At 44.2% G+C, this 23,996-nt stretch carries 19 protein-coding genes and 1 other RNA gene; 4 read left to right on the plus strand and 16 right to left on the minus strand.

What is annotated here, in order from left to right; translation table 11 throughout:
• Positions 1–82: 82 nt before the first annotated feature.
• The 7 genes from ACWYVB_RS19795 to hinT form a co-directional block, all read right to left on the minus strand.
• On the minus strand, positions 83–1,372 hold the full coding sequence (locus tag ACWYVB_RS19795) for an NAD(P)/FAD-dependent oxidoreductase (protein WP_005390626.1): 1,290 nt from the start codon (positions 1,370–1,372) through the stop codon (positions 83–85).
• Positions 1,373–1,911: 539 nt separating this feature from the next.
• Positions 1,912–2,451: an alpha/beta hydrolase YcfP gene (gene ycfP / locus ACWYVB_RS19800; protein WP_457529873.1), complete on the minus strand. Its 540-nt coding sequence runs from the start codon at positions 2,449–2,451 to the stop codon at positions 1,912–1,914.
• Between the two features lie 75 nt (positions 2,452–2,526).
• Positions 2,527–3,408 carry a thiamine kinase gene (gene thiK / locus ACWYVB_RS19805; RefSeq protein ID WP_457529874.1) on the minus strand — a complete coding sequence of 294 codons (882 nt, stop codon included), beginning with the start codon at positions 3,406–3,408 and terminating at the stop codon, positions 2,527–2,529.
• Positions 3,409–3,432: 24 nt separating this feature from the next.
• Entirely contained in the window at positions 3,433–4,023 is a 591-nt protein-coding gene (gene lpoB / locus ACWYVB_RS19810) for a penicillin-binding protein activator LpoB (RefSeq protein ID WP_005378467.1), read from the minus strand.
• Positions 4,024–4,089: 66 nt separating this feature from the next.
• Positions 4,090–4,482 (minus strand): YcfL family protein, encoded by a 393-nt coding sequence (locus ACWYVB_RS19815; protein ID WP_005390620.1) that lies wholly within the window; start codon positions 4,480–4,482, stop codon positions 4,090–4,092.
• Complete coding sequence (locus ACWYVB_RS19820) at positions 4,482–5,879, minus strand: COG3014 family protein (RefSeq protein ID WP_457529876.1); 1,398 nt, start codon at positions 5,877–5,879, stop codon at positions 4,482–4,484. Before ACWYVB_RS19820 ends, ACWYVB_RS19815 begins: the two co-directional genes overlap by 1 nt.
• A gap of 70 nt (positions 5,880–5,949) precedes the next feature.
• Positions 5,950–6,300 (minus strand): purine nucleoside phosphoramidase, encoded by a 351-nt coding sequence (gene hinT / locus ACWYVB_RS19825; protein WP_005390611.1) that lies wholly within the window; start codon positions 6,298–6,300, stop codon positions 5,950–5,952.
• Between the two features lie 267 nt (positions 6,301–6,567).
• On the opposite strand from hinT, the gene ACWYVB_RS19830 reads away from it, so the two are divergent.
• Together ACWYVB_RS19830 and ACWYVB_RS19835 are read left to right on the plus strand one after the other, a co-directional pair.
• A complete protein-coding gene (locus ACWYVB_RS19830; protein ID WP_457529878.1) occupies positions 6,568–8,559 on the plus strand; it encodes a methyl-accepting chemotaxis protein in 1,992 nt (663 codons plus the stop codon).
• A gap of 163 nt (positions 8,560–8,722) precedes the next feature.
• Complete coding sequence (locus ACWYVB_RS19835) at positions 8,723–9,883, plus strand: DUF1887 family protein (RefSeq protein ID WP_457529879.1); 1,161 nt, start codon at positions 8,723–8,725, stop codon at positions 9,881–9,883.
• A 156-nt stretch (positions 9,884–10,039) separates the two neighbouring features.
• Here the strand turns inward: ACWYVB_RS19835 and udp are convergent, their stop codons facing one another.
• The 7 genes from udp to ACWYVB_RS19870 all read right to left on the minus strand — a co-directional run bounded on the left by udp (position 10,040) and on the right by ACWYVB_RS19870 (position 18,334).
• Positions 10,040–10,798: a uridine phosphorylase gene (udp, locus tag ACWYVB_RS19840; protein WP_457529881.1), complete on the minus strand. Its 759-nt coding sequence runs from the start codon at positions 10,796–10,798 to the stop codon at positions 10,040–10,042.
• A 306-nt stretch (positions 10,799–11,104) separates the two neighbouring features.
• Entirely contained in the window at positions 11,105–13,411 is a 2,307-nt protein-coding gene (locus ACWYVB_RS19845) for a zinc/cadmium/mercury/lead-transporting ATPase (protein WP_457529883.1), read from the minus strand.
• A 178-nt stretch (positions 13,412–13,589) separates the two neighbouring features.
• Positions 13,590–14,009 carry a CBS domain-containing protein gene (locus ACWYVB_RS19850; protein WP_005390603.1) on the minus strand — a complete coding sequence of 140 codons (420 nt, stop codon included), beginning with the start codon at positions 14,007–14,009 and terminating at the stop codon, positions 13,590–13,592.
• Between the two features lie 248 nt (positions 14,010–14,257).
• The gene (locus ACWYVB_RS19855) at positions 14,258–14,992 is read right to left on the minus strand and encodes an RNA methyltransferase (protein WP_005390601.1); all 735 of its coding nucleotides are present in this window, start codon (positions 14,990–14,992) and stop codon (positions 14,258–14,260) included.
• Between the two features lie 208 nt (positions 14,993–15,200).
• Positions 15,201–15,297, minus strand: an RNA gene (ffs, locus tag ACWYVB_RS19860) — signal recognition particle sRNA small type.
• Positions 15,298–15,434: 137 nt separating this feature from the next.
• Positions 15,435–17,438: a diguanylate cyclase gene (locus tag ACWYVB_RS19865; RefSeq protein WP_395185556.1), complete on the minus strand. Its 2,004-nt coding sequence runs from the start codon at positions 17,436–17,438 to the stop codon at positions 15,435–15,437.
• 152 nt (positions 17,439–17,590) lie between these two features.
• On the minus strand, positions 17,591–18,334 hold the full coding sequence (locus ACWYVB_RS19870) for a VP0952 family biofilm-associated protein (RefSeq protein ID WP_046874702.1): 744 nt from the start codon (positions 18,332–18,334) through the stop codon (positions 17,591–17,593).
• Positions 18,335–18,591: 257 nt separating this feature from the next.
• Between ACWYVB_RS19870 and ACWYVB_RS19875 the strand changes: the two genes are divergently transcribed.
• Positions 18,592–18,894 carry a DNA base-flipping protein gene (locus ACWYVB_RS19875; protein WP_005390592.1) on the plus strand — a complete coding sequence of 101 codons (303 nt, stop codon included), beginning with the start codon at positions 18,592–18,594 and terminating at the stop codon, positions 18,892–18,894.
• A 30-nt stretch (positions 18,895–18,924) separates the two neighbouring features.
• Here ACWYVB_RS19875 and ACWYVB_RS19880 read toward each other — a convergent pair whose 3' ends face one another.
• Complete coding sequence (locus ACWYVB_RS19880; protein ID WP_012842007.1) at positions 18,925–19,359, minus strand: YbaY family lipoprotein; 435 nt, start codon at positions 19,357–19,359, stop codon at positions 18,925–18,927.
• A gap of 240 nt (positions 19,360–19,599) precedes the next feature.
• Here ACWYVB_RS19880 and tesB point away from each other — a divergent pair, with 240 nt between their 5' ends.
• A complete protein-coding gene (gene tesB / locus ACWYVB_RS19885) occupies positions 19,600–20,460 on the plus strand; it encodes an acyl-CoA thioesterase II (RefSeq protein ID WP_005390581.1) in 861 nt (286 codons plus the stop codon).
• 64 nt (positions 20,461–20,524) lie between these two features.
• Here the strand turns inward: tesB and ACWYVB_RS19890 are convergent, their stop codons facing one another.
• A complete protein-coding gene (locus ACWYVB_RS19890; protein ID WP_457529887.1) occupies positions 20,525–23,566 on the minus strand; it encodes a cadherin repeat domain-containing protein in 3,042 nt (1,013 codons plus the stop codon).
• Positions 23,567–23,996 lie beyond the last annotated feature (430 nt).

Consider the following 23,996-nt stretch of genomic DNA (forward strand, 5'->3'; position numbering starts at 1 on the left):
AAAAAGCCACCGACTTGCGGTGGCTTTTTATATTTCGAAGATACAGCATCCGCGCAATCCGCGTAGATGTGAATTTGGCGTCTTAGTGAAGCTTAAGGTTTGGACGCAGTACTCGGTTGATACGACCCACGAGCATCATCAGTCCGGTTTTAAATACGCCGTGCAACGCCATCAGGTGCATTCGATATAACGAGATATAAACGACACGTGCAATACGGCCTTCTACCATCATCGACCCTTTGGTTAGGTTGCCCATCAAGCTACCAACGGTAGAGAAACGGCTTAGAGACACCAATGAGCCGTGATCTTTATACACATAGTCTTTCAGCTCGCGTCCGTTGATCTTCGCAACGATGTTGCTGAATGCTTGGCTTGCCATTTGGTGCGCAGCTTGCGCACGTGGTGGAACAAACGAACCATCAGCCTGAGTACATTGTGCTAAGTCACCAATAACGAAAATGTCATCATCACGCGTCGTTTGTAGTGTATTTTTCACTACCAGCTGGTTGATACGGTTCGTTTCTAAACCAGCGATATCTTTAATAAAATCTGGTGCTTTAATACCCGCAGCCCAAACCATGATTTGTGCCGGGATCTTCTCACCATCTTTCGTGGTGAGGCCATCTTTTTCAGCTTTAGTCACCATGGTTGCCGTGCGTACATTTACGCCCAACTTCACCAGCTCCTGATGAGCAGCAGAAGAAATACGTGGAGGTAACGCTGGTAAAATACGCTCACCTGCTTCAATCAGATTGACGTTCAACTTGCTAGAGTCAAGATCGCCAAAGCCGTAAGTGCGCAGCTCTTTAACAGCATTATGTAACTCAGCTGATAGTTCAACGCCAGTTGCACCAGCACCAACAATCGCGATATCCACCGTACCGTTACCGTTTTTCGCGTGCAGTTTTAGGAACTCATTGTTCATTTCTGTGCGGAAGCGGTGCGCTTGTTCTGGACTGTCTAGGAAAATACAATTCTCACGAACGCCAGGAGTGTTGAAGTCGTTTGATGTTGAACCAATCGCCATGACCAGAATGTCGTATTCTAGCTCGCGGCTTGGCATCAGAAGCTCACCATGCTCATCTTTAAGCTCACTTAAGATGATCACTTTACGTTCGCGGTCGATGTCTTGAAGGCTACCCATTTGGAAGTCGAAGCTGTGGTTTTTTGCATGAGCTCGATAACTCAGAGCATCCACCCCTTCGTCCAAAGAGCCAGTTGCAACTTCATGCAATAATGGCTTCCACAAGTGGCTCGCCTTACGATCTACTAGCGTAATTTGCGCACGGTTCTTGCGACCTAGAGTTCGGCCAAGCTTAGTTGCCAACTCAAGACCACCAGCACCGCCGCCTACAACGATAATGCGTGTCACAATGATTTTCCTCTACAAAAATGAATATATGGGGTTCAGCTCGACACATGGTTCACAGACATGCTGTGCCATACATCCAACCGATGAATTCTTGGTTCTTAGAGGTGTCTCAATTTATTTGGATTAAAAACTGCCGCCTAATTTTATTCTTTATTTATCAATAACTTGTTAGGAATCAGCATATTTGTCTGGTACGCATACGACGCCAGAGATTTTTGGGCAAGTTTATTACTCGCTCTCAATTTTTTTTGATATTTATCAAATTATTTTAGTCTGGTTCATTATATAGAGACGTACTTTGAAGGCAACCAAAATCCGTGTGACGAGTACGGATTGACTACTTTTCGACTACTCTACAACAAGGTATTCGTGCCACATAGGATGGAAGTAAGAAAACGGTAAGGAGAACACAATATTCTGAGCGCTAAACCAAGAAAATGAGGCCTTTAAAGAGAAAGTGACTCGGCATACTCACAAGAGGGGTTCGCAGCAAAGCAGCCGATAAAAAATGCCGCTTTACTGTTCACACTCAAACACTCTTAAGTATTTTTAAATGCCTTCATCGCTTGTAAATGGTGAGAGATCTTTTTGAACTTGTGGGACTGCGTTTCGTCCCAAATGATTTGATAGTATTTTTCTAACTCAGCTGCAGTTTTCGCATTGTCATGCACTTCATCATCTTTGGATAAAATCACCAAGCAGTGCGCCTGATTTTTCGCTCGAAACTGATCAACACATTTTGTTGCGATATCTTCGTACTCTTCTGGGCGATCGATTCGACCAGCCATCGTTTTTTCTGGGTGCAAGTTCGGGTTAAACATCACTTGCTTGATACCGCATAGAAAACCAATTCGTTCAGACCAATAACCACCTAAACCAACCCCACAGATTAACGGGTTTGGATCATCCGATTGATCGATAACTTTAGACACCTCTTTTAACAAGTGTTGCATGTCGTGCTTTGGGTGAAGGGTGCTGTAATTGATAAAACGAACGTCGTCGTCGATGAATTGCAGTTGAAGAACTTTTTCGTAGTTACCCGGGCTTGTACTGTCAAAGCCGTGTAAGTAAATAATCATGTGTACCTCTCCCTGTGTGTATCTGGTACTTTTATTAAAACTACCACTATTTCCTTACTGTTAAAGGGGAAAATATCACGAGTTCTCAAAACAGTGATCTTCCATACACAATGAGCCTTTCAACTCATGCGCACTGTTTAAGTATTGTTCATCTCCCCACAATTTATAGGCCAGTAGATACCAAAGCATCGCCATCACTAGGGTTCTTGGCTGCCACGCCTGTACACCACTTAACCAAAGAGACGTATCGTCGATACCTCGAATTTGGCAATACTGTTTCACTGCCTCTTCCACAGGCGCATCCGCGACTTGAATAGTCAAGGTCAAATCAAGCCTAGGGTCAGCAATACCAGCATACTCCCAATCAATGACTTTCACCCCACTCTCTCCCCGAACGAGGTTGTAACACCCCAGGTCAAAGTGACAAAGAGCTAGTGGAACCGGCGCTACACTCGGTTCCGTGCGCCACTTCATGTATAGAGCCTCAAATTCCGTATCCGCATACTGACCATCAAGCTCAAGCCAATAATGATCGATGCGAGAAATATAAGAAAATGGAACCAAAGGGAGCGCGCTGATCGAGTGCTGATGAATGGTCGCCGCAATGGATAATAAATCTCTTACTGGTAGCCCTACATCTGAAAGTGCTTGCCCTTCGATCCATTCCACCAGTAAACCTTGCTCGTGGATAAACACTGGCTTGGGGCCAATTTCTAATGAAGAGATAGCATTCAGAACTTGATATTCATTGTGGCGAGAAATTGAAAAAGCCTTGCAAACATTACTGGTCGGTCGCCAGATGTATACAAGGCCTTGAGAGGATTCCAACCGCCAACAGCGGTTGGTTAGCCCCCCGGTAACGGTTTGAACTTTTACCGGAGGCTCAGTAAAGAAGCCATCGAGAGCATTAAGACTCGGATCTAACTGTTTTGCTTGTTGCCAAGAAAACCATGCCATTGATGACTTCTCCATCAGTATCGATTAAAGACCGAATAAGCTCTTCGATTGCGCTTTACGAATTTCCGTTTCATCCGCCCACTCAATCAAACCTGTTTCTAGGTCCATTAGGCGCATGGTCATCTTGTAGTATACATCTTTATCGCTACCTGCATTTTTGACGATGCTAGATAGGTTACCGTAAAGCATGTATTGCGCACCCACCATTTTACCAAATTGGATCGCTGTGCTTTGGTTAACCAGCTCATCCGTGTTTTGGAAGTTAAGCTGTTCACGCACAGACTCAACACGGTCCATATCAACAAAGCGGAACTTACCAGAGTTCAGCATCTTAGTAGAAATAGTGTCGGTAATGGATTCAGTGTCAATGTGTTCACTGGTCTTGTTCTTAATTCGCTCAACAAAAACGATAGGACGTTGATCACGAGTAATTGCTGCTACAGAACCCGACATCATCATGCTATCCACCATTTCAGCCGCGATTTTTTGTAAATCTGTTGAGCCAAAATCGATAGTCGTGGTTTCTGTTGCTTGCGCATCGCCGTAAGAGACTTTGTTAGAACAGCCACCCAAAATGACGGCAAGACCTAAAAGAGCAATAATACTTTTTTTCATGAGAGTTCCTTAGTTTTTCAATACCAGCGCATCGTTAGCGCGGCAGCTTCGGCAAAGCCGTTAAGATTAATTGTCTTGTGCTTCTCTAATTTGAACACGGAATTTAGTGCCATTTGGATTCACAGTAACTTCAGATAACGTGACTTGCTCAAACCCTCGCACAATCATTTTGCGCCATGGGCCAGGCTTGGTATTCACTTCTAAACCATTATTGTCATACCAATAGAAGCGGTAAAGAATGTGCTGGTCACCTTTATAGTTACTGCTTAGTTGCACCACTCCACGTGGACGATCATCAACGTAAGTGGTGGTGATGTTGTCCACTAATAAGCGACTACCCAAAACGTTATCATTAAAAAATACTTTTTGCGTTTGACCATCAATTCGAATACCAGCCGTGTTTTCGGCGCATCCAACTAAACCAATAGCCATTGCTAAACAAATAAGCCATGCTTTCATTACAGTCTCCCTAGCTGTTTATGCCACACGGTTGAGTGTGTTCCCTGACGAGATACCCATACCAATGTAGTCTGCTGTGCAGGCACTTCAAACTGATAGGTTTGATCACCCAAGTTTAAACTTTGTGTTCCCGGTTTCACGACTTTTGATGCCGTTTTCACTTGCGCTGGTAATGTTTGCCAACTTCTCGTATCCGGCTGCTCGGTCAATGTGTTCCATACATTGAAAAGTATGTTACCCACATCATCGCCTTTTTTCGCCGCCTCTTTTCGGATTCGATCTTTTGCCCAAACGCGAAGCGCTTGACGGATCACCATTGTAGTCAGACGTTCATTAAGATCGTTTTGTGCCATCGCATTAACATCAGTCAGCGTGCTAGAAGGCAATACCTGACCATTTAAAACCACATCGCTAAAACGTTGAGCACCCCGATTCGGATAATAAGGAAGCGCCAACGAATAAATGGCCCCATTATCGCGACTGTCGTAAATCGGTAGATCAATACGCCAACCTTTCAAAGCCTCCACAACGCCTTGTTCATCAATAACGATGACTCGACCTTGAGACTGAGTTAACCCAGAAGGTGCTTTACCATACCGTTTCTCTAGCATGCGTAAGTCTTCACGCATGCCTAGTTTCTTAGCGGCGTACAACGTGCTTTCAACAACTTGTTTGTTGTCTGGCATCACAGCGAGTGCTCGTCGGTAATCAACATAAGCACTGTTTAAATCTCGTGACGCTTCATATAACAAGCCAGAAAGATAGAACAAATAGCCGTTTTGTACTGCGCTTAGTTTTTTACCAGCATCAGGGTAGTTCGCCAACACACTGCCTAAATTGGCAGACATGCCTTGCTTTTTCAGGTCTTTTTCTGCTGCTTTTAGTTCTTTTTCACGCGCCTTTCTTGCCGCTTCCTGAACTTGATTGGCTCGACGCACTTCAACAAGCGCCCCTTCCAAATCGTTTTTCTGTAAATAGTTTAGCCCGAGATAAAGGTGCAGAAAGCCAAGTTCATAATCGGCGGGATGATAATCTTGGAGATTGTCGTTCACTGCGAGAGAGCCGACGCTCGTTGCCGTTTCTGACACAGAAATAGTCGCGCGATCTTGCTGAACACGAACGGCACGATCACCATTTTCCAGCGCTTTCAAACTTGTCGGGTAATCTTCAGCAAGAAAAGAAATACGGCCCTTTTCAAAGTTGCCAAGTATCTCGCCACCCACATCGCTCGATTGAAGTTGTTTCGCTTTCGCATATTCCCCTGCAACAACGGCTTGATAAACTTCTTGATTCTGGTTGCTGTAGTGACTAAACAGATTGCCCGCAGACAAATTCGCGCAGCCAGAGGCCATTAAAGCCCAGCTCATCAGCCCTAACAGCTTTACACCTAGCTTCACATTTATCTCCACAAATGTGTCATTCGACAGGAAAAGAAGTGGGTGAACTGCGCCACCCACTTTTTAAAGCTTAGCTCAATACCATTGGACCTAGAGGACGACCGCCTAATAGGTGCATGTGAATATGGTAAACCTCTTGGCCACCGTGCGGGTTACAATTAACGATCAGGCGATAGCCGTCTTCCGCAATGCCTTCCTCTTTCGCCAGTTTTTTAGCAACAGTGAACAAACGCCCCATCATTGCTTCATCTTCAGCTTCAACATCATTCGTTGTTGGGATCAATTTATTCGGAATAATGAGAATATGGCTCGGTGTGCGCGGGTTAATATCGCGAAACGCAGTCACCAACTCATCTTGATAAAGAATATCGGCTGGGATTTCCTTACGAATAATTTTACTAAAGATCGTTTCTTCCGCCATGAGGACTCCATTTTATAAAGGTAATTAGACCCCAATTAGTATGCGCCAACCAAAAGCGGAGCTCAATAAAAACAGTGTTCACTTAACATTATTAATCAAACGCTAATTAACGAAGCTTTTTTTGTCGTGTGCGTCATAAAATGCGCGTCACAAACTCAATACAATCCAATGAATTTTGTTACTTTTTTAAGACAATTATTATTTTTATACCCAAGTAAGCTCAAAATTCTTGGGTAGCTTGTCTATTTTGGGAGAGGAAGCTCACTTATGCGAGGTTCAGTTATTAAAAGGATGTATGCGGGCTTTGCTCTGATCATCATCCTATTTGCCGTCACAATTGCCATTATGATGGGAGGAATGAGTGATATTCACGGGAAGTTTGGCACCGTGTCTAAATCATCCCTACCTCTGGTATCGTTATCTAACCAAACCAGTGTTGAACTGCTTTCTGCCGACAAATCGTTTAAAGATTTTCTGACGACAGAGAATAAACAACGCATGGATGAAATGCGTCAGGAATTTGCTAGATCTCAACAACGTTTCGAATCCACTTTGGCTCAACTGGAAACTGCAAGCCAAATCTACCCTTCTCTTGCCGAACCGTTTTCACAATTAAAAGCGTTAGAGCAGAGCTATTTTACTGAAGCTCTTGAAGCCATGGACAACTACGAAGCGATGTTCGCTGCGCAAGAAAAAGTGCAAAAATCGTCACGTCGCTTCCAAAAGCTGAATACCGAGTTGTCGGTCGGACTTAAAGAATATGTGGCAGATCAAACCAGCATTTCTGTCAAAGTCATGGCGAAGAGTTACTTCATTAAGCTAAAAGATGCCGAAGTTATAACCTCTGATGCCCTCGCCAGCTCTGATCCTGAGTTTGTTACGCAAGCCGTGACCAAAAACCGCAAAGCAGTGACTCATTTGAACTATGCTTTCCGTGGTTTAGTTACTCAATTACCTGAACTAAAAACAGCATTTGGTGAGTCGGTAGAACAATTCACACGCGACGTGGGAATGCGTGGAGGGGTCTTAGACCAGCACAATAATTACCTCAATGCTCGTGCAGCGCTATACAACAACATCGCCAACCTAGCGAATAAAGTTGATTCAACCATGGCGATTCTTGAGCAATTTACGACAACCGCAACGGATAAACTTAATGAATCGTTAGCAGACGCTGGTGACATTTATTCTGCGGGTGTGACGAAAGCCATCATCATTGGCGTTGTTGTCGTGCTACTTGCCACAGCGATTGGCTACCACATCGCGCATAGCGTTCGCGAACCATTGACTCGTATTCTAAAAGTGCTTGAAAGCCTGACTGAAGGTGACATGACAGAACGTATCGATATTCGCTATAACAACGAGTTCAGCCGAGTGAGTGGACACATTAACTCACTAGCCGACAGTCTTCACGAGATCTTAGTGAAACTCAACGAAGCGTCAGAGAACCTATCTTCGACCGCAGCAACAAACGAAAGCACGTCTTCGCAAGCGCAAAGCAAATTAAGCTCACAACGCGAGCAAACAGCAAACGTTGCGACCGCAATGACGGAAATGTCTCACTCAGTGCAAGAAGTCGCTCAAAGTGCACAAGGCTCACTAGAAATGGTGCAGCGTGTCGAATCTGCCTCTGAAGAAGGCAGAAATGTCATGAGCAGCAATATCTCGACCATAAATCAACTGGAAACGCGTTTGAACGAATCCGTTTCCGCTGTCTCTGAACTGCAAAAAATGAGTGGTCAAATTGGTTCTATCCTCGATGTGATTCGCAACATTGCTGAACAAACTAACCTACTGGCATTGAATGCAGCAATTGAAGCGGCTCGCGCTGGCGAACAAGGTCGCGGCTTTGCGGTAGTGGCCGATGAGGTGCGTGTGCTTGCATCCAGAACCACTCAGTCCACCACTGAAATTGAATCGATGATCAGTAATCTGCAATCCAGCTCTCAGTCAGCAAATCAAGTAATACAAAGCTGTATGAGCGATATGGAGATGTCTGTTGAGCAAGCATCAAAAGCGAACAGCTCAATGGAAGAGATTCAAGCGCTAATCATCGAAATCAGCCAAATGAGTACGCATATTTCGCAAGCGGCAGCAGAGCAAAGTGAAACCTCAGCAGACATTGCACGCAGTATTGAAGATATCAATAGTATCGCCGATGAAAGCTTCCAAGCTATGTCGAGCATCGCACAGACCAGTGAATCCCTGACTCACTTGGCTCATCAGCAGAATGAATTGGTTCACCGCTTTAAGTTATAAATAATTTATAAATTTGAGCATTAATTAGTGCAATCAACTGTATAAGGGCGACTTTTTGTTAAGTCGCCCTTGTTTTTTATCAGCCATGTCTACATATGATTAATATGGCCAGCTCATCCCCTTGCACATCTCTTTTCGAGCGGCCTCATAAAAAGGAAAATCTATGGCTGTTCATGTTGGTATTATCGACCAAGACCCAGTGAGATTGGTCACTCCTCTATTAGATAATCGTACGCTAAGCACACATATCGTCTTCATCGGAGACAAGAGCCAGTTAGATATATTTGACCGACTGAGTGCCGTTTTAGAGCAACGAGACATTACTTCCGAATTTTTTGAAATCCCATCCGCCGTCAATACTTCGCTGATCAAACAAGCGATTCAAAAACTGGCAAAAGATCTCCATAAGCGCGGCGAAGATGTGAAATTGAACGCCAGTTGCGGTCTTCGTCATCGCTTATTGTCTGTGTACGAGGTTTTCCGTACCTATCGCTGGCCAATTTTTGTGGTTGAGCCAAGTAGCGATAAGCTTTGCTGGTTATACCCAGATGGCAAAGAAGATACTCAAGTCGAAGACCACATTACGATTGCTGACTACCTCACTATCTTCGGCGCACGCGGCGAGTTCCACCACGTTGATTTACCTCCTCTTCTTGATAAAAAACTGTATGAACTTGGTGAACGCTGGGCCTCAAATGCGCTTGAACTTGGTCCAGGCTTAGCGACTCTTAACTACCTTGCAACCACATGCCGCAAAGAGCAAAAACTTGATGTGGAGCTTTCTGAAAAGCAACAAGGCTACCGTGAGCTCAACATGCTGCTTTCGGACTTAGTGGAAGCGCAAATCGCCACTTATGAGAATGGCGTTCTAACGTTTGCAGATGAAGATGCACGCCGCTTTTCAAACGGTGAATGGTTAGAGACTCTGGTACACAGCACGGTCAAGCAAATTCAAGATACGATGCCGACGATTCAAGATCGCTCTTTGAATGTTCAGGTTTATCGCAAACTTGGTGAAAGTGAAGTACGCAATGAGTTGGATGTTGCAACAGTGGTAAACAACAAGCTCCACATCATTGAGTGTAAAACCAAAGGCATGCGAGATGACGGCGATGACACCTTGTACAAGCTAGAATCCCTCAGAGATCTACTAGGTGGTTTACAAGCACGTGCAATGCTGGTGAGCTTCCGACCGCTTCGTCACAATGACATTACTCGTGCAGAAGATTTGGGGCTAGCTCTGATTGGCCCTGATGAGCTTAAAGATTTAAGAACGCACCTAACGGCTTGGTTTAAAGACGCAGGCGGCTCGGACGAGATCTAGTATCAGTGATAAGAACTAGAATTCAAAATGATCAAAAGCAGCGTTACAGGCTGCTTTTTTCATACCTAATTTTTAAGTGTGGGTTTAGATAGGTAGAAAAAAACCAGAGGCGTGCCTCTGGTTTTTCCGTTTGTTTAAAATGCCAATTATCGCGGCTTACAGCATTTTACGCGCTGCTTCTACTACCACCTTAATTGAACGAGCTTCCGTCTCTTTCAGAGTTGAATAATCTGGAATCTCTTTTTGTGTACGGTTGATGATTACACCCGCCACACAACCTGCTTTTAGACCAGAGCTCGCACACATTGTTAGCAATGTTGCAGACTCCATCTCAAAGTTAAGTACGCCCATGTCTTGCCATTCTTGCATAGAACCTTGGAAACGCTTAACAACGCGACCAGAGAACGTGTCGTAGCGCTCTTGACCTGGGTAGAACGTATCACTTGAAGCCGTCACACCCATGTGAACCGCAGCGCCAGACTCTTCTACTGCCGCTTTCATTGCAGTTGCTACTTCAAAGTCAGCAACTGCTGGGAATTCCATTGGCGCAAAGTGCAGGCTCGCACCGTCAAGGCGAACTGACCCCGTCGTTACGATCATGTCACCTACGTTTACATGCGGTTGAATTGCACCAGTTGTACCCACACGTAGGAAAGTACGAACACCAAGCTGCGCGAGTTCCTCAACTGCGATAGAGGTAGAAGGGCCACCAATACCTGTAGAGCAAACCACAACAGGTTTACCGTCTAATTCGGCACGGTATAGCGTGTATTCACGGTGACTTGCTAGAAATACTGGGTTTTCCATTTGTTCTGCGATTTTTTGAACGCGCGCTGGATCACCAGGAATGATGGCTAGAGTCGCACCATTAAGATCAGCTTCAGTAACACCTAAATGAAATACAGCTTGAGACATAAGTCGCTCCTTATTGTGGCTTATTTTATGAACAATAAGCTCATTAATCAGTTATTGGGTACAAATGCACTGTAGCGAACCTTCCACCAACATAGAGTGATCACAATCACAATGAGAAAATGTAATGAAACTATAATTTCACCCAAAACAAGCAATGATCACACTTTTGGGGAGTTTGGCTCATTTTGTTGCATAGCGATGCGTGATTTCAAAAACAAACTAAAACATCTTATTAGATTTCGTCGATACGGTTAAAAAAGCCCGAGACACGAATGCCTCGGGCTTTTTATTAGCTAGTTAGGTAGGTCACTTGGCCTGCTTGGACTCAAAACGGAGCAATCTCAACGCATTTAACGTAACCAGTGCAGTTGCGCCGCTGTCGGCTAATACTGCCACCCATAGACCCGTAATGCCCAGTAAACTTGTCACCAAGAAAACGCCTTTCAAACCAAGCGCTAACGCAACATTCTGACGAATATTGCTTAACGTCGCACGCGATAGTTCTATCATGGCAGGTAACTCAATCAGACGATTGTGCGTTAATGCCGCGTCGGCCGTTTCCAGCGCAACATCCGTACCGCCTCCCATCGCAATACCGATACTCGAAGCTTTCATCGCTGGCGCATCATTAATACCATCTCCCACCATTGCAACGGTGTGTTGCTGTGATAGTTTCTCGACGTAATGCACTTTATCTGCTGGTAATAAGCTTGCTTTATAATCCAAGCCTATTCTGGTCGCCATTGCTTCAGCACTTCTCGGGTTGTCACCGGTTAGCATCACCGACGTTATCCCAAGATCCTTCAACGTAGCGATAGCTTCTTGGGCATCTGGGCGCAATGTATCTTGCCATGCAATCACGCCAATGACCTCGTAATCATAACGCACAATGACAACCGTTTTACCTTGTTGTTCCAACGTCACCACTCGCTCTTCGGTTTCTTGAGAAAATGGGAAATCGGCCTTAGAAGGCGTGACTACTTGGACTATTTTCCCATCGACGTAACCAGTGACACCAGAGCCCACTTGCGCGGTTTTATCTAGCGCTTCAGGAATAGGAAGCCCCTGCTGTTGCACTTTATTAACTAAAGAAACCGCGAGAGGATGGCTTGAGCCAACTTCGATTGAGGCTGTCAGGCTAAGTAACTTGTCTTCATCTACATCAAAAGCAAAGACGTCGGTCACCTGCGGCTTACCTTGCGTCAATGTACCGGTTTTATCAAATGCGACGGACTCCACATTACCAAGCAACTCAAGCGCCGCACCACCTTTGATTAATGCCCCCCGCTTCGCCGCAGCCGCCAAGCCAGAAGTAATCGCTGCAGGCGTTGAAATAACCAACGCACACGGACAGGCGATCAGTAACAGGGCAAGTCCTCGATAAATCCACGTTTCCCATGGTTGAGCAAACAACAGTGGTGGCGTGACGATAACCATCAAGGACACCAACATCATCAGCGGCGTATACCAACGGCTGAATTTATCCAGAAAACGTTCTAATGGTGCCTTACGAGATTCTGCTTCTTCAATCAAATGGAGAATTCGGTCAATCGCATTCTCGCCTTGACGAGAAGTCACCTGTAAACGAACGACTTTATCGACAACTACAGCCCCGGCCATCACTTTGCTACCCGTTTGGTGCTCAACGGGAACGGATTCTCCCGTTAACGCGCTTTCGTCAAAACTTGCAAGCGCATCTTGCAACACACCATCCGCTGGCAAACGACCACCGGGTGCAACTTCTATAATATCCCCCGGCTTAAGCTGAGCTGCAGGCACCTCTTTACGCTCACCATCAACAATTAAAATTGAATTTTCTGGGACTAAGTCCATTAGCGCTTGGACACCACTTCGAGCGCGGGATGATGCATATGCTTCTAACTTTTCACCAATAAGGAAAAGCAATAACACCATTGCCGCTTCAGCGGTTTCACCTAAATATAAAGCGCCGATCGCTGCCACACTCATTAACGTTTCAATCGCAAAAGGCGTACCGCTACGCGCCAACTTGAACGCTTTAAGCGCAATTGGGTATAAACCCAGTAAACAGGTCAACGTGAATAACCAAGTGCTTATTTGAGGATCGATCTTAGAAATTATTGCCGCGACAACCATCGCACTAGCAATAGAGAGAATTTGAATGTTGTCTTTTACTACCCCACGCCAGCCCTTCGTTGCGGTATTTGGTTTTGGAGCATCGAGTAAAGAAAGCGGAAAACCTGTTTGTTGGGCTGTATGCTCTATCGTAGAGGTCAGCTCGCGATCGTCAAAATCGACAACCAGTTTTTCTGTTGCAAATAAGACTTTTGCTTGGTTAACACCTTCCAAAGACGTAATAGCCTTCTCAAGCTTTTGCGCACATGAAGGGCAATCCATACCTGACACAAGCCACGAGTTTCGAATTGAGGAATCATTCTCCCTTGAGGGCTCTTCTTCCTCACCAGGGTCGGCGCTACAGCTCCCTCCGCTGCAACATGAACTTTCGGACACTTCTACGCCAGCTTGAGAAATATTGAGTGAAGATTTCACTGGTGCGCAGCACGACTCGCTCGCGCCAAGCGGCACCGCAGTTTTGATTTTGCTAGATTGGCAACCTTGATGTTTCGTACACATAATTTATTTTCCTTATTGGTGTAGGCTCTTTGCCTATGACTAAGGATAAACCTTAGAGCTAGCTCCAAGGTCAAGGTGATTTTTTAAAAACTCGTCGATTGAAAATAAAAAAGACGCCGAAGCGTCTTTCCAAATGACTTATTTAAAATCAAGCACCTATGATATTTGATCAAAAAGGTTAAACTGGATGCTTAAAACACTCATTTAAAGTCATCCCGATGGCGCGCAGCACATCTCGCCTAGTGATAACGCCAACCAATTTACCTTTACCGTCAACCACTGGATACATTTTTGGCTTACCAATCTTCATCATGTCAGCCAACTCAATCACTGACATGTCTGGAGAAACAGATAAAACATCGTCATGCATACACTCTTGAACGGTATGCGTGTCTTGGCAGTGATAACTCGCTTTCACCAATTTATCTAACAAGTCTTGTTCTGATAAGAATCCAACTACCTTTTCATTCTCATCAATGACGGGGCCACCTAATGTGACGCTTTGCATGACTTTATTCAAAGCAGCCGAAAGTGACATATCTTTAGTGAAGGTCACCGCTTGCAACGTCATGTAATCTTTTACTTTTAATGAATGCATTCTTATCTCCTTAAGGGCATTTTATTGCGGCCTTTAGATAAGTGTCGCCTAATTTCCTGAATTTACTAAATGGAAATGAGTAATTTTATTTATAGGTGCAGCCTATTGATCTGAATCAAAATTAAGTCATCATCGGCATTCACTGTTGTTTAATTGAGTACAACTTGCAAATGGGCTCATTTTTAACAGGTGGTAAATACAACAAAGCCAGTCAAATTGACTGGCTTCAATATTGGCGCATAGTTACATTAACAATGATGTCGACGCATATTGTCTAAAATAATACCGGTTGCCATTGCGACATTCAGCGACTCAGCACCACCAAATGCCGGAATCGTGATCTTATTTGTCACGAGCTTCGCAGCTTCTTCACGTACGCCGTGGGACTCGCTGCCCATCAACAAAATACCTTCAGCAGCGAATTCCGTTTTATGAACGCTCTCCCCTTCCAGAAACGCGCCATAAACTGGCAAATTGGCTTCTTCTAAGTAACTTGGCAAATCAACCAGACTCACTTGTACGCGGCCAAAACTGCCCATGGTCGCGCTGATCGTCTTAGGGTTATACGGATCAGCACAATCTGTACTCGCAATAATGTGCTTGATGCCATACCAGTCTGCGACACGAATAATCGTTCCTAGATTACCTGGGTCAGATACACCATCTAGCGCAATCATCAAGCCTTTTGCTTGAGGCACTTTTACACTCGGGATTTCAACCACTGCAATGGCCGCGTTATTGCTCACGAGAGTGCTCGCTTTGGTCAGGTCGTCAAGCGATGCTTCAATGCAATCAAAACCACTTAGCGCACTAGCGTTTTGTTCGAGAAATGCCTCGGTTGCGAAGACATGCTTCACCTTTAATGAACTGCTTGCCAGCTCTAAAACGTTCTTTTCACCCTGAACTAGGAATAAGCCATGCGCTTTACGCTGTTTCTTTTGACCTAAAGCACGAAGCAGTTTTAATTGGTTTTTTGAAATCATTAAAGTATCCCAGGTGAAAATGGTTATTCGGCGAATGTACTCGAAACAATCTTCACGACAGTTCGGTATCAAGCGCGTGAGATTATAAATTATACCTAAATAACCTCAAGAAACTTGATTCATCAGAAGACTTTGAAGAGCAAACGCAGTAAAAGAGGGTTCAAAAACGAAAAAAGCCCTGCGATATACGCAGGGCTTTTAAAGGGTGGGACCCCAGCCACATCCCGGCACACAAGTCACCCGCTGCGGCTGCTTCCTTCCGGACCTGACCGAGTTCACGAGCTATTGTTGCGAGAGGACCAGAGCCCCATAATTCTTTTCGAGAGGACTTGCCTCAATCGATGGGGCGATTATTCAGTATCAGCCCTCATAATGCAAGAGCAAAAGCCTTGAATTTCGTCATTTCATTACCGTTTGGACAAAACTCGATCAATTCATTCCTCTATGATTGAGCCACGTAACGATGCGAAGAAGGATAACGGCGTGTTGACTGCTTACTTGAATACATATCTTCATCAGCTAAATGCATGGCTTGCTCTAAGCTCATGTGCTGTTCTCTTTTTGCAGAGACACCGATAGAGATACCCACAGACTCTAACTCACTACACAGTTTGCCTTTTACATCAATTCTGCTGAGCTCTTTCATTGCCCTATTTAATTCTGCTTGAGTCGGATAGCCCAACAGTATGAACTCATCTCCCCCTATCCGGTAACTTTTTCCTGACCATACATAATGAATTTTTAGCGCCAATAATTGCAACACCTCATCACCAGCACGGTGACCGTACGTATCATTGATTCGTTTGAAGTGGTTAATATCCAAGTAAAGTATGGATAGCTCTTTGTTTACGCCTTTTCGGTGTTTTACTTGCAACGCGCGGCGATTTCTTAACCCCGTTAAATTGTCGGTATTCGATTGACGGTAAAGATAAAGCGAAACGCAAATCGCAAACAACAATACAAAGACAAACACAGCCTGTGTTTGCGTCGCCAGCCGAACCTCATATTCAAGCGCGGTACGCCAATCTGGGCGCAGGTCGTACTGGGCAATGATCTTATCAACTTCCAACATCGCTATCGCTCGACTGAAAAAAGGAGCAAGCATGGCACCTTTCTCGTTCGCCACCAATCCAACAGAAAGTTGTGACTGGTAAAACTCACCAATCGCCGTGTCCTGCTCTATCGGAACCAACTCGCTCAGACGTAAAAAGTGGTTGAGCATCGCGGTATCCATCGGAATGTAATCGACCTCTTCATTCAATAAACCCTGAATGAGTTCTTGTTGGGTACGATAACGTTTCAGCTCTTTTAGCGGTAAAAGTTGCGTCATCATTTGGTCGAAAAAGTCGTCCGCAACCACGCCAATCCGCTCAGAGATCAACTGTGACACATGAGAGTAAGTGTTCGGCTTGTAACCTAAACGCTTGACCATAACGGATGCTGGTGAGTAATGGGGCTTGGGAAAGTAACTAAATTCATGTCGCTCGCGACTGACCGTTAACGGCGCTAAAATTTCAAAATTCCCCTGCATAAACTCATGATACATGGAACCCCAACTTTCATTTGGCTCACTAATGATCACGCAGTTTAATGCCAAGATCTCACAGCTTCTCAGGACGACATCTGCCGTCATCCCTTCGATACTGCCGTCTTCGTTGTAAACAACATATGGAAAGATAGATTCGAGCTTGATCCGTATAGGCTCACTGAAATCAAGAGGTAATAAGCGAATAGATTCTCGCAATGCCGCTCGCCTTAATTCAAATTGATACTGGGAGATTTCTTCACGAAGTTGCTTTTGCACTCCTTCCCCATGAATAAACGTAGCGAACGTATCCAACTCTTCGAGATGATGATCTTTTTTACTGATGATCGATACTGGCTTTATCGAAATCTGATCATTCAACATCTTAGCGTCAAAGCCCTCCAGCAGCATCGGCTTAAGCTGATTGATGGCATCGACTACGCCTTCAACAACGCCTGATCTCAGTAACGTTACCGCTTGGTCATGACCTTGATAAGAGACCTGTTTTAGCTCCGGGTAGTATTGTTTAAGTAATTCGGCATAAACCGTATCTTTAGGGACGCCAACTCGTGAAATGTCACTCAACGTCGAGTCTTTTAAACCAAAAAGGTAGGTATATTCGATATTAGTTGGGCGGGAGTAACTAAAGCGTTGAGCACGCTCTTCTGTGTAAGTGATATTCGCAGCAAAATCCGCTTCCCCATTCGCGACGGAATTTAGAATGGCATCAAAGCTGGAATAGTTCACATATTGAACGGTAAAGCCGAACTCTTTCGATGCAGCATTAAAAAGAACACGGGTGACGACATCATCCGCTTCTGTCGCAACTTTATAATGAGCAATTAAAGGTGATTCAGCTTTTACATTCAAACTCAGTAGGCAACAAGTAAAAAGCAACAGTGTTCGAGCAAAGGTAGTCATGACAAACTTATCTTAAATCAACCACTTATATTGTGGTTATTATTATTGGAAGTTTAGTAAATATGAAATGAAGAACATATACTAATCTTCATTTTGTTCCACAACCAATTCGATAGTCTGCCGCACGTGTCACTTTTTACCTGACGAAATACTCATAATTCTGCCTGTTCATCGCTGCTACGTAAGATATAGTCCGTCATCCAAGCCGTTCCTAACAAACAGATCCAAACAACAAAAACAGGGTTTGGTACATCTGTAGTCGGACTTACCACTAAGGCAGCAAAGCCAACAGTCGGTAATGTCCAGCACAATAGTTTACTCCAACGAATGGAGTGTTTAAGCTTCGCGAGGGTTTCCATTGAAGCCAGCATTCCTGTCACGCTCAGTGCCACAAGAACGGCATATGGCAAGCCAGCAATCCATAATGGGAACAACAACAGCATCGGCCACCAGCTGTGCTTATTGGATGGGGTCCAATGTACAGCAGACCACCACATCGCCATGACAGCGACAGTTTGAACCACTGTAACCCAAGCGGAGCCATCTAGCTTCCCACCTTGTTGCGTGACCATAATACCGACTTGTAGAGTAAGTACGATTAGGCCTGCGGTGAGCAGAACGCCCAACGAACTTCTACGAGAGAACACTACCATTAAAAGTGGGAAAAGGATCAAAATACCAATCGATAGCGCGATTGGTTGCATTGAGAGCGTAGCGCCAAAAGCCATCATTGCGCCCAGCAACACCAAGCCTGCAAACCCGCCTTGTGGCAAGATCCACAACGCCGGGATCATGAGTGCAAGAACAGGAATATCTCCCTCGCTCAAACTCATCGCTCGAACGCACACCACTGCGAGTAAAGTCGTAATGAAAAATTGAAGTGTCGATAAAATCATAGCGCCTCCTGGCTTCCCCACCTACTTGGTAACTCAACGGCAAAAACTGGGATTAAAAGTCGTTGAGAGGGTCTAGATTCAAGCTTAGCTTGTGTTTGTTTTATGCTTTTTAACGCTCATTAACATACGGCACGACTGAAGAGAAAATGTGATCAACAAAAGTCAATCGCGGGCAATATAAACGTTAAGAACCGTTAGCAATATACAAGTCCGATGGTTTACCATTCCTTAGTAATCCACAATAGACACTTTTGAGTATGGACCAATTTTTAGCGCAAATCTTTGCTGTAATTCACCAAATTCCAAAAGGAAAAGTCTCCACCTACGGGGAAATCGCAAAAATGGCAGGTTACCCGGGCTACGCAAGACATGTTGGTAAGGCGCTTGGTAATTTGCCAGAGGACAGCAAACTCCCGTGGTTTAGAGTGATAAATAGTCAAGGAAAAATATCCTTAAAAGGCAGTAATTTAGAACGACAAACAAAGAAATTAGAAGCCGAAGGAATTGAAGTATCTGAGATTGGAAAAATTTCGCTAAGAAAATACAAATGGCAGCCTTAGGCTGCCATTTTTTGTTCGCTGAGTTTGATATTAACGCGTACCAACTAGACGAATATCCAACTGGTGAGTTTGTGCTTCATCTGTGATTACACCGTTATGTGTATCGCTGATAAAACGCAATTTACCATCCACTTCAATACGCGCACGAACGCTGTAACGATGGTTTGGTTTGATTTCATTGTTATCGTAGTTCAGCTCAAAAGAAAGAGGAACTTGTTTACCTTCCGTTTCGAATGTCTGCTTTGCTAGTACTTTTGCTGGCGCGTCAGCCAAAGACACATCTTCTAACGCGACGGTAACCACTGCGTTTGGCGGCAGAGCAATACGCTCACGGTAAGCCACTGTACCTGTAATCGTCTTCATTGACGCCTCTGCAGATTCCATTTCTGTATTTTGAGAAGTTTGGCAACCCACTAACGCAGCCCCAAAGAGTAAAGAAGTAACAAGCAGTAGTGTTTTTTTCATATCTTCCTCGAAAAGAGTATTAAACCGGAGCAATTATAGGCGTGGAATATAAAACTGTCTGCTTCCTGTCAGTTTATTTGACAATAGTTTGACTGAGTTAGAATTTATCAAACAATTGATTTTGTTTCATAATCGGAACAATACTATTTCTAAGTTACTCAATAGTTCTTAACTATGGCACTTCACAAGAGTGAGACTGTTGAGGTAAGTTGGAGTGAAAGACAACGGTGAGGAGACACAATGAGTAAACCATTACGAGAATTGCTCAGCCTACTACAACTCGAAAAATTAGAAGAAGGCTTGTTTCGTGGCCAAAGTGAAAACCTAGGTTTGCCTCAAGTGTATGGTGGCCAAGTGATTGGGCAAGCGCTTTCTGCTGCGCGCTACACCGTTGAAGAAACACGCGCGGTACACTCCTTCCATAGCTATTTTTTGTACCCTGGAGATCCAGAAAAGCCCATCATTTATGATGTAGAAAACCTAAGGGATGGCCGTAGCTTCAGCACCAGACGCGTTAAGGCGATTCAAAATGGACGCCCTATTTTCTACCTAACGGCGTCTTACCATGGCGATCAACCTGGGTTTGATCATCAAAAGGAAATGCCAGACATTCCTGGCCCAGAAAACTTCGCCTCTGAGAGTGAGCTTGCTAGCCATATAGCCGAATTTCTGCCAGAGCGACTACGCAAAACATTTTGTGGTGAAAAGCCAATTGAAACTCGTCCTGTTACGGTCATCAACCCCCTAAAACCCAAAAAAGCAGAGCCTAAACAGTATCTTTGGATTCGTGCCAATGGTGAAATGCCAGAGAACCTGCTTATTCATCAGTACCTGTTGGCCTACGCATCAGATTGGGGATTCCTCGTGACAGCAATGCACCCACATGAAGTGTCATTAATGACGCCAAACTTCCAAGTTGCCACCATTGACCATTCAATCTGGTTCCACCGTCCGTTCAAAATGGATGAATGGCTGTTGTACGCGATAGAAAGCCCAACAGCGAGTAATACTCGTGGGTTAGTGCGTGGCGAAATCTATAACCAGCAAGGTCATTTAGTGGCAACCGCAGTGCAAGAAGGAGTCATGCGCTACACGAAGTAACCCGTGCGCATAAGACGCAAAAAGGAGTGCTCAGCACTCCTTTTTAGTGGGTATCAAACGATGATTAATTCGGTTGATACTTCATAGTAATGACCGACCATTCGTAAAGTGATTTCGGGTAACCGTATTCGCTTTTCCCGTAAACGACATTTGGGTCAGCATAGAATCCACCTTTATCCGTTGCTAAAAATTCACGCACCCCTCGACGGTAAGTAATGATTGGTGCAGCCAACTCATACTCTATGTCTTCCAAATTAGAATCATCAATCACTAAGAACCGAGTCATACGGATAGTGCTACCGCTGGTGCAATACCCTGGATCATCATAACCAATTGCATTAAAAGGCTTAAGGTCATCAGCAAATAGCTCTGATGTACATCCATCGAATCGAGCAACATGCACCCACGCTGCCTTTTCTTGTCTTCGGTCATCGCTACCAACTGGCTTAAACATAAATAGCACAACCTTACCTTTACCGTATTTTTGCAACTCGTCATCCGTCGGTTCACGTACCGAACGCGAACCCAAGATACCAAATTCACTCTCTTCTAAATTGGCAAACTGTGGGGCACTAAGCGTGCTCACAATAACGGTTTGTTCGCTATTAAGTTGTGTGTATTTATCTGCAACACCCGACTCTGCCAAATCGACACTAACCGTGACTTTTGTTCTTGGTAACGCTTTGTAATCTCGCGATTCACTCTCAGAGATATCTAGCGCAATAGAATGGTATTGAGAGTAATTGGTTAGCGTCAACTCAGCATTCGCATTGTCTAACGTAGCAAGATCTTTGCTCACAGTATCGCCAAATGAGTAAGTGCGAGTACCAACCGTTCTACCGAAATCTAAGTCAATTGCCTTGAAAGGCGTAAACTCAACGGTTTGAAGTTTCGTGGTAAGACCGGGATGATCCGCTTTATTAATGGTGCCGTTAACCAATACGGTTTTAGTTGTATAGTTACGTGCAGTTAGCGTCACTTCTAATTGGTACTCGCCTGCGTGCAAAATCTTCAAACGCCCCGTTTCAGAAGAGACTAACTCAACCACAGGATCTTTTTGGTTAATAAGACGATAGCTGGCTTTCGCCTCTCCTCCACTCATCACTGGTGAGATAATAGTACCCGCTGAAAAGTCTACCGTTGGATAAGCAATCGATACAGGGTTTGTGCCCTGTTTGATCGTTACAGAGAAACTGCTTTCACCCGGAGTAAATTTATCGTCCCCTGCATCCGACACAACAACTCTTGTGCTGCCAGCATTGAGGATGCGCATCTCGCCCGTTTTGCTGTCTAGGGAAACCACATCCGTTGCTGCATTTTCTGCAAATCGATACGAAACTTCGCCAACCGTACCAGAGATGGTCGGTTTTTGAACATAAGGCTGGCTGGTTTTCCAAGTATCTTCCACATCGGATTGCACATCAATCCGACTCGGCGCACTCAGAATATTAACGTACACTTTCTGATCTGGACCCGCAGTATAATTCGCGCTCTCCTGTCTGCGAACTGTTAACGTCGCTTTACCCGCTTTGTAAACATAGGCACGTCCATCCGCAGTAACCTCTATAACATCTGTAGCAGTGTTATCAACGAGTTCTACATGATCGTTACTTGTACTTAAACCAAAGTCACGACGAAGATCAAAGCTATAGTCTTTGCTATACACCATTTCATAATCTTGTGTCACCATGGCTTGTCCCGCAGCTTTCGCTACTTTGATGACTACATTAAACTGAATTGGTTGATATAAATCCCCACCATCATCTTCAAACTTAAGACTATATTCACCAGCCGTCTCTACTTCTAATTTGCCATCGGTCATTCTTAAACCGTCCGGTAAACTGCCGACTAGGCTTACGTTGCCTTTTTGTCCTGAAAATGCCAAAGGAATTGAGAGGCTAGGCTGATAAATAAGCGACATTTCAATGTCGTTCATCACTGGATGAGGCGCGCGATTAACTTCAACATTGAAGCGAGCTTTGCTTGCAGGATAATTACGCATTTCATGCTCGTAGATTTCAACTTCAGCCGTACCTACACCTTTGATCAGCAGTGCTTCACTGCTCATAGATTTAGCGATAACATCTGTGCCGCTAATAATTCGCAGTGAATAGTCGCCGCGAGCGTTCGTCACCTTAGGGAAAATTCGGCCACCTTCCTCATAAGTTTTCACAACATCCGCTACGCTGATTGCTTCGCGTTGACCTTGTTTTACATCCACAACAAATTGCGCCGTTTGCTGCTTATCTAAAAAGGCATCGCTGTAAGTTGCTGTCGCTTCAACGGTTAACTGCCCAACATTATGAACAAGGAGCACACCTGACTCAGGGTTGAGTAACTCGGCAACTTTGTTGTCTGGTTCGCTGCGAATGATTTTGTATGTGATGCTTTGCGTTTGAGCTTTATCTAAACGTGCAGGTTCTAACGTCAGCCCTTTTCTATATTCGTCTTCCAGCAAGGCGAATTGAAGTTGCCCGGATGCTACTCCATGAAGCTTCACCGTTGCGCGAACTTGCTTCGGCAGATAAAGCTCGTTACCTGAGTCAGTAATCAGTACCGACGCCTGACCAATTGAGCCTAATGAATATACCGAACCGTTCTCATCAACCCGAATCAAGTTATGACCACTTTCTACTTCATAACTCAATTCACCTTTTTGGCCACGAACGGTCAGCGCTTTCCCTTCAGATTCGATTGCATTAAAGTTTAGATCACTAACCGAAAGGTCTGTGTTAATACCTCGTTCCACAGTGATAGAAAATCGTGCTTCAGAGGATTCATAAGCAGAACTGCTATCCGTAGCCAGAATTGTTGCCGTTCCTGGACGCAAAATTTGTAGCATTCCAGAGTCATTAATTTTCACAACATTTAGCGGATTAGAGTCAATGACTTGATAAGACACCGAGCCATGTACATTGCTCAATTTTGCCTCTGTAACGGTTCCCACGCCCTCAAACTTCAATACCGTGTCTTCAGCTTTTAACTGTGGACGGCTCTGCTTTGTTATAGTAGTTGGTGTCTTTGTATTGTTCGTTTTAGAGTCACCTCCACCACCACAACCAGCGAGTAAAGCCGCGAGAAAAAGCAAATAATATTTTCTGTTCATTTTTAGAAACACTTTGTCACAAATAAGTGCTAGCGATAATAATACGATGTTTTATTAATCACTATATCCATTTTTGAGTACTTTATTACTTAAGTATTTGCTACTGTATTACGCATAAAAAGAAATGTTCAGAAGCGGTGACTAAAATACACAAAACAACACTAAGCAAACGTTTAAATTAAACCAATTAATTAATTTAGTAAAAATGAATATTCAATAAAAATAAAACACGAAAAATAAAGAGAAAAAATTGCGTTATTTTTTCATGCGTTTTGCTGTATGGGCGCTTAATAAAGGATAAAAAACAAACATTTAATGCGAAAATAGAAGAGAGAATAAATATCGTTTATATTTATTCCAACCCAGTAAAAAGTAACCTAGTTAGAATAACCCTGCTACCTGTTAACATTTAAAATGCTAACAGATAGAG

The sequence above is a fragment of the Vibrio sp. JZG10 genome (assembly GCF_054064075.1).

Bases quoted from the DNA above. Each gene is read 5' to 3' on its own strand.
- hinT (WP_005390611.1), bottom strand. From the start codon at position 6,300: ATGGCGGAAGAAACGATCTTTAGTAAAATTATTCGTAAGGAAATCCCA.
- thiK (WP_457529874.1), bottom strand. From the start codon at position 3,408: ATGGCATGGTTTTCTTGGCAACAAGCAAAACAGTTAGATCCGAGTCTT.
- ycfP (WP_457529873.1), bottom strand. From the start codon at position 2,451: ATGATTATTTACTTACACGGCTTTGACAGTACAAGCCCGGGTAACTAC.
- tesB (WP_005390581.1), top strand. From the start codon at position 19,600: ATGAGTAAACCATTACGAGAATTGCTCAGCCTACTACAACTCGAAAAA.
- ACWYVB_RS19890 (WP_457529887.1), bottom strand. From the start codon at position 23,566: ATGAACAGAAAATATTATTTGCTTTTTCTCGCGGCTTTACTCGCTGGT.
- lpoB (WP_005378467.1), bottom strand. From the start codon at position 4,023: ATGAAAAAAAGTATTATTGCTCTTTTAGGTCTTGCCGTCATTTTGGGT.
- ACWYVB_RS19855 (WP_005390601.1), bottom strand. From the start codon at position 14,992: ATGATTTCAAAAAACCAATTAAAACTGCTTCGTGCTTTAGGTCAAAAG.
- ACWYVB_RS19850 (WP_005390603.1), bottom strand. From the start codon at position 14,009: ATGCATTCATTAAAAGTAAAAGATTACATGACGTTGCAAGCGGTGACC.
- udp (WP_457529881.1), bottom strand. From the start codon at position 10,798: ATGTCTCAAGCTGTATTTCATTTAGGTGTTACTGAAGCTGATCTTAAT.
- ACWYVB_RS19815 (WP_005390620.1), bottom strand. From the start codon at position 4,482: ATGAAAGCATGGCTTATTTGTTTAGCAATGGCTATTGGTTTAGTTGGA.
- ACWYVB_RS19870 (WP_046874702.1), bottom strand. From the start codon at position 18,334: ATGATTTTATCGACACTTCAATTTTTCATTACGACTTTACTCGCAGTG.
- ACWYVB_RS19835 (WP_457529879.1), top strand. From the start codon at position 8,723: ATGGCTGTTCATGTTGGTATTATCGACCAAGACCCAGTGAGATTGGTC.
- ACWYVB_RS19875 (WP_005390592.1), top strand. From the start codon at position 18,592: ATGGACCAATTTTTAGCGCAAATCTTTGCTGTAATTCACCAAATTCCA.
- ACWYVB_RS19830 (WP_457529878.1), top strand. From the start codon at position 6,568: ATGCGAGGTTCAGTTATTAAAAGGATGTATGCGGGCTTTGCTCTGATC.
- ACWYVB_RS19845 (WP_457529883.1), bottom strand. From the start codon at position 13,411: ATGTGTACGAAACATCAAGGTTGCCAATCTAGCAAAATCAAAACTGCG.
- ACWYVB_RS19880 (WP_012842007.1), bottom strand. From the start codon at position 19,359: ATGAAAAAAACACTACTGCTTGTTACTTCTTTACTCTTTGGGGCTGCG.
- ACWYVB_RS19865 (WP_395185556.1), bottom strand. From the start codon at position 17,438: ATGACTACCTTTGCTCGAACACTGTTGCTTTTTACTTGTTGCCTACTG.